We start from the raw sequence: 12,040 nt of genomic DNA on the forward strand, positions 1-12,040 counted from the left end.
CATCCGCGGCACCTCGCGTCCTCGATCGGGATGCCGGTCGGCGGCGGCTGGTTCGACAGATCCGAACCGGCGTAGTGGACGCCGATCAACTTGACCTCGCACTGGTAGAAGTTCATCCACGAGCCGTAGGAGCCCAGCCGCCCGAACGTCGCCATCTTCCCCGGCGTCCGTTCGAAGAAGCGCTCCAGCAGCGGCTCGTCGCGGTTGAGGTTGTCGCTGAGGCGGCCCAGCTGGACGATGTCGTCCTTCAGCGGGGGCCGCGCGACCTGGAGCAGCCCGGCGGTCGCGGACGTCAGGTCCGCGATGGACGCGATCGCCTCACCGATCGGCTTGCGGTCGGCGGCCAGCCCGGAGGTGAACTTGCGGAGGGTGGTGACCAGGTCGACGAGCTGCCTGTCCCGCGAGTTGATCGTCTGGACGACGCTGTCGAGGTTGGTGATGACCTGGCCGATCACCTCGTCCTTGGCCGCGAGCGTGCTGGTGAGCTGCCCGACGGTGCGCAGCAGGCTCTCGATCGTCCCGGCCTCCCCCTGGAGCACCTTCACGATCGACTCCGACAGCTTGTTGGCGTCCCCGGGCGACAGCGCCTGCATCAGCGGCTGAAAACCCTGGAAGAGCTGGGTGAGGTTGAGCGTCCCGGCGGTGTTCTCCACCGGGATCGTCCCGCCCGGCTTCAGCGTCTCGCCGGGCGCGCCGGTCCCCCGGTCGAGGGCGATGTAGCGGCCGCCGACCAGGTTGAGGTACTTCACGGCGGCGGTCGCCGACGCCGGGATGTCCCGGCCGCGGTCCACCTCGAACGTGACCAGCGCGAGCCGCCGGTCGGTCACCTCGATCTCCTCGACCTGGCCGACCTCGACGCCCGCGATCCGGACGCCGTGGCCCGGATGCAGCCCGGCCACGTCGGAGAACTTGGCGTGGTAGGTGATGCGGTCGCCGCTGGTGGCGCCGGTGATGCTGGACGCCAGCAGCGCGGTCGCCAGCACCGTCACCGCGATGAAGATCAGCGAGCTGGTGAGGGGGACGCCCATCCCCTTCAGGCCCTGGCCGGTGAGCCTCAATTGACCGTCACCTCCGTGCCCCGGTAGATCGGCCCGACGAGCACGCTGGACCAGTCCGGCAGCTCCTCGGGGACCTCGTCGACCGAGGGGCCCGCAAGCTCGTTGACCAGGTCGTTCTCGGATTCGGAGTTGGCGGGCCCGAGGCCGCCGCCGGCGATGCCGCGCTCACCGGGGACTCCCCCCGCGGGCAGCACCTTCGTCGTCGCGCCGCCCGTCGGCAGGTACGGGACGCTCGGGCACCTCGGGCCGCCGCTCGCGCCGTAACGCGGCGCGTCCTGGCCCGGCTTGTAGCGGCCCTTGTGCGCGACCGGCACGACCGTGGCGTGCATGCCGGGCCGGTTCGTGCCCTTGCCGAGGACCCGGTCCATCTTCGGGATGAAGTCGGCGAGCGTACGGAACGTGCAGGGCGCCGCCGGGGCGTAGCGGCGCAGCAGCTCCAGGCTCCCCCGGCTCGCCGCCGCCAGCTCGATGATGTTGCCGGAGTTGGCGTCCAGGAACTCCTCCAAGTCGGCGGACGAGCGCGATACGGCCTCGTAGAGGGTCGAGAGCGAGTTGCGCTGCTCGACGACCGTGCGGCTCGTCACCGTCAGGTCCGTGAGCGCCTGCAGCAGGTTCGGCGCCGCCTCGGACGCGTGCTGCGAGAACTCCGCCAGCTCCGCGAGGTTGCGGGTGAGCGCCGGGACCTCGGGATTGAACTTGCGCAGGAACGCGTCGAGCTGCTCGAAGTTGTCGCCGATCTGCTCGCCGCGCCCCTCCAGCGCCCTGGACATCGCGTTCAGCGTCGCCGACAGCTTCGACGGCTGGACGGTGTTGAGCAGGTCCATGGTGTTGTTGAGCAGCTGCGCCAGCTCGACGGCGTTCTCGCTGCGGTCCTCGGAGATCACGTCGCCGTCGCCGATCGGCGGCGCCGACGTCCCCGGCGGCGCGGTGAGCGACACGTACCGGGCGCCGAACACCGTCGTCGGCAGCATCATCGCGGTCACGTCCGACGGGACGCGGTCGGTCATCTCCGGCTTCAGCGCCAGCTCCAGCACGGCCTCGGACCCGTCCGCCTTGATCGAGCGGACCTCACCGACGACGACGCCGCGGACCTTCACATCCGCCATCCGGTGCATCTCGTGCCCGGCCGTCCCGGTGCGCAGCGTCACCGTCGTCGACTCGGTGAACTGCTTGTTGTAGATCGCGATCGACAGCCAGACCAGCAGCGCCGGGACGAGCAGGAACGCCAGCCCGGCGAGCCGCTGCCCGGTCACCTGCATGGTGCCGCGTTTCGCCATGTCAGTCCCTAGCCTTCGGCATGTCAGCCCGTCACCTTCACCGTCGTGGTCGCGCCCCAGATGGCGAGGCTGATGAAGAAGTCCGTCACGCTGATCAGCACGATCGCGGTGCGGACCGCGCGGCCGACGGCGATGCCCACGCCGGCCGGGCCGCCGACCGCGCGGTAGCCGTAGTAGCAGTGCGCGAGCACCACCATCACGCTGAAGATCAGCACCTTGACGAACGACAGCACCACGTCCTCGGGGGCGAGGAAGATGTTGAAGTAATGGTCATAGGTCCCGGCGGACTGCCCGTTGAACCAGAGCGTCACCTGTCTGGACGCCAGATACGACGTGAGCAGCCCGATCCCGTACAGCGGGATGATCGCCACCGTGCCGGCGATGATGCGGGTCGTCACCAGGTACGGCAGCGAATGGACGCCCATGCCCTCCAGCGCGTCGATCTCCTCGTTGATCCGCATCGCGCCGAGCTGCGCGGTGAAGCCCGCGCCGACCGTCGCCGACAGCGCCAGGCCCGACACCAGCGGCGCGATCTCGCGGGTGTTGAAGTACGCCGACACGAACCCGGTGAACGCCGACGACCCGATCTGGTCGAGCGCCGCGTACCCCTGGAGCCCGACGACGACGCCGGTGAACACCGTCATGCCGATCATCACGCCGACGGTGCCGCCGATCACGGCCAGCGCGCCGCTGCCGAACGCGACCTCGCCGAGCAGCCGCAGCGACTCGCGCATGTAGCGGCGCACGGCGCGCGGCGTCCACAGCAGCGCCTTGACGTAGAAGGTGAGCTGGTCGCCGGGCCGGTCCAGCCACGACACGAGCTTCACCGGCCGGAACCGGCGTGCGCCCGGGATCGCCATGTCAGGCCCCCTTCGGCGGGACGACCTGCAGGTAGATCGCCGTCAGCACGAGGTTGACGAAGAACAGCAGGAGGAACGTGATGACGACCGACTGGTTGACCGCGTCGCCGACGCCCTTCGGCCCGGGTCTCGGGTTCAGCCCGCGGTAGGAGGCGACGACGCCGGCGATGAACCCGAACAGCAGCGCCTTCAGCTCGCTGACGTACAGGTCGGGAAGCTGCGCGAGCGCCGAGAACGAGGCGAGGTAGGCGCCGGGCGTCCCGTCCTGCATCATCACGTTGAAGACGTAGCCGCCGGCCACGCCGACGACGGACACCAGGCCGTTCAGCAGGACCGCCACGGCCATGCAGGCCAGCACCCGGGGGACGACGAGGCGCTGGATGGGCGAGACGCCCATCACCTCCATCGCGTCCATCTCCTCCCGGATCGTCCGCGAGCCGAGGTCGGCGCAGATCGCCGAGCCCGCCGCCCCGGAGATCAGCAGCGCCACGATCAGCGGGCTCGCCTGCTGCACGATCGCGAGCACGCTCGCGCCGCCGGTGAGGGACTGCGCCCCCAGCTGCTTGGCCAGCGACCCCACCTGGAGCGAGATGACCGCGCCGAACGGGATCGACACCAGCGCCGTCGGCAGGATCGTGACGGACGCGATGAACCAGAACTGCTGGATCAGCTCGCGCAGCTGGAACGGCCGCCGGAACGTCATCGCGATGACGGTCCCGGCCAGCGCGAACAGGCTCCCGACCTGGCGCAGCGCGCCCGCGCCGGGGACCGCGGTCTCAGGCGCCGCCATGGCCGCCCGCCTCCTGCCGGTTGTGGCGCGCGGCCGAGATGGCCCGCTGCGCGGGATAGGACAGCTGCGGGAGCATCGCCTCGATGCGCTGCGCGTGTCGGATCTCGCCCTGCCGGGGCGGCATCCCGGGTGTCGGGCGCAGCTGCAGCGGGATCTCGATCCTGCGGCGGCGCGGCGCCGACTCGGCCGCCGCTGCCGCCTCCTTGGCCAGCGCGGCGGCGTCCTTCTCCTCCGACATGCCGATGGGGCCGACCGGGTCGCCGTGCAGGAACTGGTCGACGGCCGGGTCGTCGCTGGTGAGCACCGCCTCGCGCGGCCCGAACGCGATCAGGTCGCGGCGGTACAGCATGCCGATGTTGTCCGGGACGGTCGCGGCGATCTCGATGTTGTGCGTGACGATCAGCATCGTCGCGTCGATCCGCGCGTTGACGTCGATGAGCACCTGCGACAGGTAGGCGGTGCGGACGGGGTCCAGGCCCGAGTCCGGCTCGTCGCACAGGATGACCTCGGGGTCGAGGACCAGCGCGCGGGCCAGCCCGGCGCGCTTGCGCATGCCGCCGGACAGCTGGCCGGGCAGCTTGCGCTCCTCGCCGGCCAGCCCGACCATCTCCATTCGCTCCAGGACGATGCTGCGGATCTCGGACTCCTTCTTGCGGGTGTGCTCGCGCAGCGGGAACGCGATGTTGTCGTACAGCGACAGCGATCCGAACAGCGCGCCGTCCTGGAACATCAGCCCGAACCGCTTGCGGGCCTGGTAGACCCGGCGGTCGGGGTCGTTGACCATGTCGACGCCGTCGATGAGCACGCGCCCCTGCTCGGGCTTGAGCAGCCCGATCAGCGACTTGAGGAACACCGTCTTGCCGGTGCCCGACGGACCGAGCAGCACGCTCACCTCACCCTTGGGAAGCGTGAGGGTGACGTCGCGCCAAATGGTCTGCGGTCCGAACGCTTTGGTCAGCCCTTCGACCACGACTTCAATTCCCAACGACCATCACCACCCCTGTCCGGCCTGGGCTACGCGAGGACGTTACGGGCCAGTAGCCCTAGAACTCAACAGGTCGGGGCAGGTTTCCCGGAGCAATTCGGTAAATGGTCTTCAGAATTGTCACCGGCTTAGTCTTTGATCTTCCGGAACCCGTCGCCGGTGACTACCAGCTGGTAACATGAGGGCACGCGGCGGACGGCCGGCGGGGGCGGCCCGCCCCCGATTGTCAACGAGGCAGCAACCGGACCGCGGTTTTGTCACATCACGCGCAAACGGGTACCCCTACCTCGGCGATCCCGCCCCGGACCCTTGTCAGCGCACACTGGTGACTTTATGTTCGCTGGTGTCCCCCGATCCAGCTTCCGGGTGCCCTCCCCCCGCTCGGCGCACCCCGCCGGCACCGCCGTCCCACCCGGGGACGGGCAGCACGGTGCCGGCGCCCGACACAGGACCGACGCGGAGGTTCCCGCCCTATGACCCAGGCACTGGAATTGTCCGGAACAAGCACGACCGACTTCTCCGATTTCATTGGCCTACTGCGTTCGGAGCTGCCCGACGTCACCCGGGAGGTCGTCGACGAGATCCGCAAGTCCATCCCGGAGTACAACCGTCCGGAAGACTCCGCGTACGACCAGATTCTGCGGATCAGCACCGAGATACTGCTCGGCGGATTCCTGGACAGCGTCGCCGATCACGGCGAGTCGTCCACCCAGCGCGACGAGACCTGCCGCGCGGTCGGGCAGTTCGAGGCCATCGAGGGACGCAACCTCGACCACCTGCAGTCCGCGTCCCGGATCGCGTTCCACATCGCCTGGCGCCGCACCGTCGTCATCGCCGACCGCGAGGACATCCCGAGCTCGGTCGTCTCCAGCATGGTCGACGCGATGCTCGTCTACCTCGAGGACGCCGTCGCCCAGATCCGGCTCGGCCACCAGCAGGCCAGCGGCCACGCCGACGTCCGCCGCCGCGAGGAGCGCCGGCGCCTCCTGCACCTGATCCTCCAGCAGCCCGCCGTCGTCCCCGAGGCGATCGAGGAACTCGCCAGGGCGACCTGCTGGTGGCCGCTCCCCGGCGAGGCCACCCTCATCGCCGTCCACCCCGACGCGCCCGTCACCCGCGCCGCGCTGGACAGCGACGTCCTGGTCGACATGGACTCCCCCGAGCCGACCATGCTGGTCCCCGGGCCGCTCACCGACGCGCGCCAATCCATGCTGCGCGCCGCGCTGTCCGACGCGAGTTGCGTCGTCGGCCTCACCGTCCCGCTGGAGCGCGCCACCCACTCACTGCGCTGGGCACGGCGCGTCCTGGAGCTCGCCGAGGAGGGCATCATCCGGGACGGGTCCCTCATCCCCTGCCGGGACCACCTGATGACCATGTGGCTGCTCTCGGACCCGCCGCTCGTCGAGGAACTCACCCGGCACCACCTCGAACCGCTGCGCGGCATGTCCGACGGGCAGCGCAAGCGGATGGTCGAGACGCTCGCCCAGGCCGTCACCACCCGGTCGACGGCCGTGGACATCGGGGAACGCCTCAAGATCCACCCGCAGACCGTGCGGTACCGGCTCCGGCAGCTCGAGAGTTACATGGGCGACAGCCTCGACGACGACGACACCCGCTTCTCCCTGGACGCCACCCTCCGCGCCCTGCACCTGCGCAACCGCCGCGCCCTGGGACGCCGGGGCACCCCCCGCACCTGACGCGCCGGCGACGTCCAGGGCGAAGCCGCGCGGCCGGGGCGTCAGTCCTCCAGGTCGGCGACGAGGACGTCCATGTAGCGGGCGGCGTACCGTGCCGCGGCCGGGAGTTCCCCCGCCTCGGACGCGGTGAGCACGCGCGGGTTGCCGACCCGCCGGACGCGCCCGAGCCGCTCCACCCCGCCGCGCCCCTCGGCGATGAGGTTGCGCACCCAGTCGGTGTCCGCCCCGTACGGCAGCCCGACGATGAGGCTCCGGCCGCTGCGGAAAGCGGTGACCGGCGTCCGGTACTCGCGGCCCGACCTGCGCCCCTTGTGGACGACCATCGCCAGGGGCGGCACATAGGGCGCGTAGACGCCCTGCACCCGGTTGGTGACGACCTTGTTGAAGCTGCGGACCTGCCGGGGAATCAGCGCTTTCGCCATGCCCCTTGCCTAGCACGCCGGGCGGCCGCCGCGTGCGCCGGGACGCGCGAGTCAGCGGCCGACGGTGTACTCCTCCGGCTTGGCCTTGCGGGAGGCCGCCCAGAACTCGAAGGTGTGGCCGGGCCAGATCGTGCGGTTGACGCCCTTGTCGTCCAGGTACCAGCTGTTGCAGCCGCCCTCGTTCCAGACCGCGCGGCGCAGGCGCCGGTGCATGCGGTCGTTGAAGCGGCGGGCGGCCCCGGGCTTCGGCTCGATCGTCTCGGCGCGGTGCTCCTCCAGCAGGCGCAGGCAGCTCAGCACGTGCCGGATCTGCGTCTCGATCATGAACACGACCGAGTTGTGGCCGAGGCCGGTGTTCGGGCCGAGCAGCATGAAGAAGTTCGGCAAACCCGGGATCGTGGTGCCGCGGTGGGCCTCGATGCCGTCCGCCCAGATCTCCTGGAGCTTGACGCCGCCGCGCCCGGTGACGCGCAGGTCGGTGAGGGCGTCGGTCACCTTGAAGCCGGTGCCGTAGATGATGCAGTCGACCTCGTGCTCGCGCCCGTCCGCGGTGACGATGGAGTTCTCCCGGACCTCCGCGATATCGGAGGTGTCCAGCTCCACGTTGGGGCGGGCGAGCGCCGGATAGTAGTCGTTGGACAGCAGGATCCGCTTGCACCCGATCGTGTAGCCGGGCGTCACCTTGGCGCGCAGCTCGGGGTCGGAGATCTGCCGCGCGATGTGCCGACGGGCGATCAGCTCCTGGAGGCCGGACAGCCGGGGGTCGACGGTGAAGCCGACGGCGCGGGCCTCCAGCGTCCAGTAGATGCCGTTCCGGAAGGCGCGGGCGGCGCCCGGGACCTTCTCGAACGTCTTGCGGACGGGCGCGGGGATCGAGACGTCCGGCTTGGGCTGGATCCACGGCGGGGTCCGCTGGAACACGACGAGTTCCGCGGCCTTCTTCGCGATCTGCGGGACGAACTGGATCGCGGACGCGCCCGTCCCGATGACGGCGACGCGCTTGCCGGTGAGGTCGTAGGAGTGGTCCCACTCGGCGGAGTGGAACGCCGTGCCCCGGAACCGCTCCATGCCGGGCAGGTCCGGGTAGGACGGGACGTGCAGGGCGCCGATGCCGGACACGACGGCCTTCGGGGTGAGGGTCGTCCCGTCCGCGAGCGTGACGTTCCAGCGCTTGGCGGCGTCGTCGTACTCCATGGCGTCGACGGCCGCGCCGAAGCGGATGTGCTCGCGCACGCGATACTTGTCGGCGGTCCGTTCCATGTAGGAGCGGATCTCGGGCTGCGGCGCGAACATCCGCGACCAGCCCGGGTTGAGCTCGAACGAGAAGGAGTACATGTGCGAGGGGACGTCGCAGGCGCAACCGGGATAGGTGTTGTCGTGCCACGTGCCGCCGAGGGCCTCGCTCTTCTCCAGGACCACGAAGTCGTGGAAGCCGTGCTGCTTGAGCCGGATCGCCATACCGAGGCCGGCGAAGCCGGAGCCGATGATGACGATCGCCGGGTCGCGCTCGCTCATAACCCATCCTCTCGCGTAACCTACTTCCAGTAAGTTACCGGCAGTAGGTTACTGACGGTAGATCCAAGAGCGAGGTTCTCCTGTGAGTGACGCCACACCCCGCCCGGCCCGCCGGCGGATGTCGCGCGCCGAGCGCGAACGGCAGATGCTGGACGTCGCGGAGGAAGTGTTCGGCGAGCGCGGCTACCAGGCCACCTCGATGGACGAGATCGCCGAGCGCTGCGGCGTGTCCAAGCCGATGCTCTACGAGTACTTCGGCTCCAAGGACGGGCTCCTCGTCGCCTGCGTCGGCCGCTCCAAGGCCGAACTGCTCGACGTCACCCAGAAGGCCATGGCGGGCGCCACCAACCCCGAGGACATCCTGTGGCGCGGAATGGTCGCCTACTTCTCGTTCATCGACACCCACAGCAGGTCGTTCGCGATGCTGCTGCGCGAGCCGACGGCCGCGACCCCGGGGACCGCCGAGGCCATCGAGGCCACCCGGCGGCAGCAGAGCACGCTGATCGCCGGGGTGCTGGCGACGTTCGCGCCGTCCGCGCCCGCCGGCGTGATCGAGGCGTACACGCAGATCATCATCGGCGCGAGCGAGCGGCTGGCACTGTGGCAGACGAGCCGTCCCGACGTGCCGGCGGAGGAAGCCGCCCGCTACATGACCGACTTCTGCCGGCAGGGCCTCAGCCCCTACCTGCCGAGCGCCGGGGAAGCCGGTCGAGCGCCCCGATGAGCAGGTCGAGGCCGAACTCGAAGTCGGTCTCGGGATCATGCGTCGCCAGCTCGCCGCCGAGCGCGATCACGTGCGGGAACTCGTCCGGATCGAGGGTCGTCCACGACTCGGCCTGCGTCTCGACGAGATGGTCGAGCATCTTGACCATGCCGATCTCGCGCATCTGCGCGCCGAGCGCGTAGGCGAGCAGCGCCCGCATGATCCGCACGGCGGTCTCGCCGTCGAAGCCGGCGGCGTCCGCCAGGGCCAGAGCGCGCTCCGCCGGCCGCAGCCCGACCGGGGTGTCGATCTTGTGGGTGAGCACGATCGTCATGCAGCGGGGATGGTCGTGCGCGACCTTCCGGAAGGCCCGCGCCAGCGCCCGCGCCCGCTCCTGCCACGGCTCGGACGGATCGTCGTGCAACTCCAGGCCCGCGACGACGTGCTCGGCGACGCCCTCCAGCAGCGCCCCCTTGTTCGGGACGTGGTTGTAGAGGGACATCACGGCGACGTCCAGGTCGGCCGCGACCCGGCGCATCGACAGCGCGTCCGCGCCCTCGCGCTCGATCAGCCCGATCGCCGCGAGCACGATGCGCTCGCGGGTCAGGACCGGCCGCGCCCGCGGAACGTCGGAGGTCGCATCCCTCGCCATCGATCCCGCCCCTTCTCCGCCGTTGACATCCGTAAGCGCGCCGTGACACGGTACGTACATTGTACGTGAGACGTACACCGTACGTCCGCGCCTCGCGGGGAGGAGCGCCCATGTCGACCCACGACCTGTACACCGAACCCGTCGACACGTCCACCTGGAACGTGCCCCTGGCCGGCGCCGCCCGCTTCACCTGGGAGTACGACGAGGGCCGCGACCGCCTCCTCGCCCTCTACCAGAAGGGCAAGGACAAGCAGTGGGACTCCACCAAGCGCATCGACTGGGACCTTGAGGTCGACCCGCACAACCCGCTCGGCGTCCCCGACCAGTCCCTCGCCATCTACGGGACCAAATACTGGGACCGGCTCTCCGACAAGGAGCGCGGCGAACTGCGCCAGCACTCCACCTCCTGGCAGTTCTCCCAGTTCATGCACGGCGAGCAGGGCGCCATGGTCACCGCCGCCCGGATCGTGGAGTCCGTGCCCGACCTCGACTCCAAGTTCTACTCCGCCACCCAGACCATGGACGAGGCCCGCCACGTCGAACTGTTCACCCGGTTCCTGCACGACAAGGTCGGGATGATCTACCCGATCAACACCAAACTCCAGGACCTCCTGGACGAGACCCTCACCGACTCCCGCTGGGACATGCCCTACCTCGGCATGCAGGTCCTCATCGAAGGCCTCGCACTCGCCGCGTTCGGCGTCATCCGCGACATCACCACCAAGCCGCTCCCCAAGCAGATCCTCGCCTACGTCATGCAGGACGAGGCCCGCCACGTCGCCTTCGGCCGCCTCGCCCTCCGCGACTACTACAAGCAGCTCTCACCCGCCGAACTCCGCGAACGCGAAGACTTCGTCATCGAAGGCTGCTACCTGATGCGCGACCGCATCCGCGGCCGGGAGATCTGGACCAACTTCGGCATCGACCCCAAAGAGGTCGACGAGATGGTGGAGAACTCCCCCTACATGCGGATGTTCCAGAGCCTCCTGTTCAGCCGCATCGTCCCCTGCGTCAAGGACATCGGCCTCTGGAGCGAACGCATCCAGCAGACCTACGACGACATGGGCGTCCTGGACATGTCAAAGGCCGACCTCGAAGCACTCATGAACCAGGACGAGGAGATCGCCGACAAGCTCGACACCGAACGGTTCGCCGCCGAGGAGGCCGCCCGCAAAGCCGAGGTCGACGACGTCATCGCCGACGCGGCGGCGGGCTGAGTACGGTTGGATCATTCGTCCCGGACATCGGACAATCTCGGAGGTCTCGCATGCCACTCGCGCACTTCGACGGAGCGCTCGCCGTCGTCACCGGAGCAGGCAGCGGAATCGGCCGCGCCACCGCCGTCGCGCTGGCCGGACACGGCGCCAGCGTCATCGCCGCGGACATCGACCTCCCCGCCGCGGAGGAGACGATCGCCCTGGCCAAGGCGGCCGGAACCGGCGGCTCCGCCTACCTCGTCGACGTGTCGGACGCCGCCGCCATGGAGACCTTCGCCGCCGAGGTCAAGGAAGCCCACAGGGCCCCCGACATCGTCGTCAACAACGCCGGCATCGCGGTCGCCGGCCCCTTCCTCGAAACCGGCCTGGACGACTGGGAACGCATCATGGGCGTCAACCTGTGGGGCGTCCTCCACGGCTCCCGGCTGTTCGGCAAGCAGATGCACGAACGCGTCCACGCCCTCCCCAACAAGCCCGACAAGCCCAACCTCGGCGGCCACATCGTCAACATCGCGTCCGCCGCCGCATTCGCCCCGTGGCGCGCGATGCCGGCCTACTGCACGACGAAATCCGCCGTCCTCATGCTCAGCGAATGCCTCCGCGCCGAACTCGCGAGCAGCCGCATCGGCGTCACCGCCGTCTGCCCCGGCTTCGTCAGCACCGACATCGTCGCGAACGGCACCTTTCTAGACGGCGACGCCCCGTCCCGCGCCCGCCTCAAGCAGCGCGGCCACAAGGCCATCAAGCTGCGCAACTACCCGCCGGAGAAAGTCGCCGAGCGAATCGTCCACGCCATCATCAAGAACAAGGCCGTGGTCCCCGTCAACTTCGAGGGCCACCTCCTCCACACCCTCTCCAGGGTCT

At 69.7% G+C, this 12,040-nt stretch carries 12 protein-coding genes; 4 read left to right on the forward strand and 8 right to left on the reverse strand.

What is annotated here, in order from left to right:
- The 5 genes from E1285_RS38260 to E1285_RS38280 all read right to left on the reverse strand — a co-directional run.
- Nucleotides 1-1,058 (reverse strand): MCE family protein (locus E1285_RS38260; RefSeq protein ID WP_207947124.1); only part of this gene is annotated, 1,058 nt, incomplete at its 3' end.
- A complete protein-coding gene (locus E1285_RS38265) occupies nt 1,055-2,335 on the reverse strand; it encodes an MCE family protein (RefSeq protein WP_132159494.1) in 1,281 nt (426 codons plus the stop codon). The genes E1285_RS38265 and E1285_RS38260, both read right to left, overlap by 4 nt.
- 23 nt (nt 2,336-2,358) lie before the next feature.
- Nucleotides 2,359-3,195 carry an ABC transporter permease gene (locus E1285_RS38270; protein WP_132159495.1) on the reverse strand — a complete coding sequence of 279 codons (837 nt, stop codon included), beginning with the start codon at nt 3,193-3,195 and terminating at the stop codon, nt 2,359-2,361.
- A 1-nt stretch (nt 3,196) separates the two neighbouring features.
- Entirely contained in the window at nt 3,197-3,985 is a 789-nt protein-coding gene (locus tag E1285_RS38275; protein WP_132159496.1) for an ABC transporter permease, read from the reverse strand.
- Nucleotides 3,972-4,970: an ATP-binding cassette domain-containing protein gene (locus tag E1285_RS38280; protein ID WP_132159497.1), complete on the reverse strand. Its 999-nt coding sequence runs from the start codon at nt 4,968-4,970 to the stop codon at nt 3,972-3,974. The genes E1285_RS38275 and E1285_RS38280 overlap by 14 nt, the downstream gene beginning before the upstream one ends.
- Nucleotides 4,971-5,443: 473 nt before the next feature.
- Here E1285_RS38280 and E1285_RS38285 point away from each other — a divergent pair, with 473 nt between their 5' ends.
- Nucleotides 5,444-6,667, forward strand: coding sequence for a PucR family transcriptional regulator (locus E1285_RS38285; protein ID WP_132159498.1), 1,224 nt, complete (start codon nt 5,444-5,446; stop codon nt 6,665-6,667).
- A 41-nt stretch (nt 6,668-6,708) separates the two neighbouring features.
- On the opposite strand, the gene E1285_RS38290 is transcribed toward E1285_RS38285, so the two are convergent.
- On the reverse strand, nt 6,709-7,089 hold the full coding sequence (locus tag E1285_RS38290) for a nitroreductase family deazaflavin-dependent oxidoreductase (protein WP_132159499.1): 381 nt from the start codon (nt 7,087-7,089) through the stop codon (nt 6,709-6,711).
- A gap of 51 nt (nt 7,090-7,140) precedes the next feature.
- A complete protein-coding gene (locus E1285_RS38295; RefSeq protein WP_132159500.1) occupies nt 7,141-8,604 on the reverse strand; it encodes an NAD(P)/FAD-dependent oxidoreductase in 1,464 nt (487 codons plus the stop codon).
- An 82-nt stretch (nt 8,605-8,686) separates the two neighbouring features.
- On the opposite strand from E1285_RS38295, the gene E1285_RS38300 reads away from it, so the two are divergent.
- The gene (locus E1285_RS38300; protein ID WP_243723346.1) at nt 8,687-9,328 is read left to right on the forward strand and encodes a TetR/AcrR family transcriptional regulator; all 642 of its coding nucleotides are present in this window, start codon (nt 8,687-8,689) and stop codon (nt 9,326-9,328) included.
- Here the strand turns inward: E1285_RS38300 and E1285_RS38305 are convergent.
- Nucleotides 9,279-9,959 carry a TetR/AcrR family transcriptional regulator C-terminal domain-containing protein gene (locus tag E1285_RS38305; RefSeq protein ID WP_132159501.1) on the reverse strand — a complete coding sequence of 227 codons (681 nt, stop codon included), beginning with the start codon at nt 9,957-9,959 and terminating at the stop codon, nt 9,279-9,281. The genes E1285_RS38300 and E1285_RS38305 overlap by 50 nt on opposite strands.
- Before the next feature lie 110 nt (nt 9,960-10,069).
- Between E1285_RS38305 and E1285_RS38310 the strand changes: the two genes are divergently transcribed.
- Together E1285_RS38310 and E1285_RS38315 are read left to right on the forward strand one after the other, a co-directional pair.
- Complete coding sequence (locus E1285_RS38310; RefSeq protein WP_132159502.1) at nt 10,070-11,176, forward strand: ferritin-like domain-containing protein; 1,107 nt, start codon at nt 10,070-10,072, stop codon at nt 11,174-11,176.
- A 50-nt stretch (nt 11,177-11,226) separates the two neighbouring features.
- Nucleotides 11,227-12,040 (forward strand): SDR family NAD(P)-dependent oxidoreductase (locus E1285_RS38315; protein ID WP_132159503.1); only part of this gene is annotated, 814 nt, incomplete at its 3' end.

Source organism: Actinomadura sp. 7K507, assembly GCF_004348425.1.
In the GTDB taxonomy this organism is placed as follows: Bacteria; Actinomycetota; Actinomycetes; order Streptosporangiales; family Streptosporangiaceae; genus Spirillospora.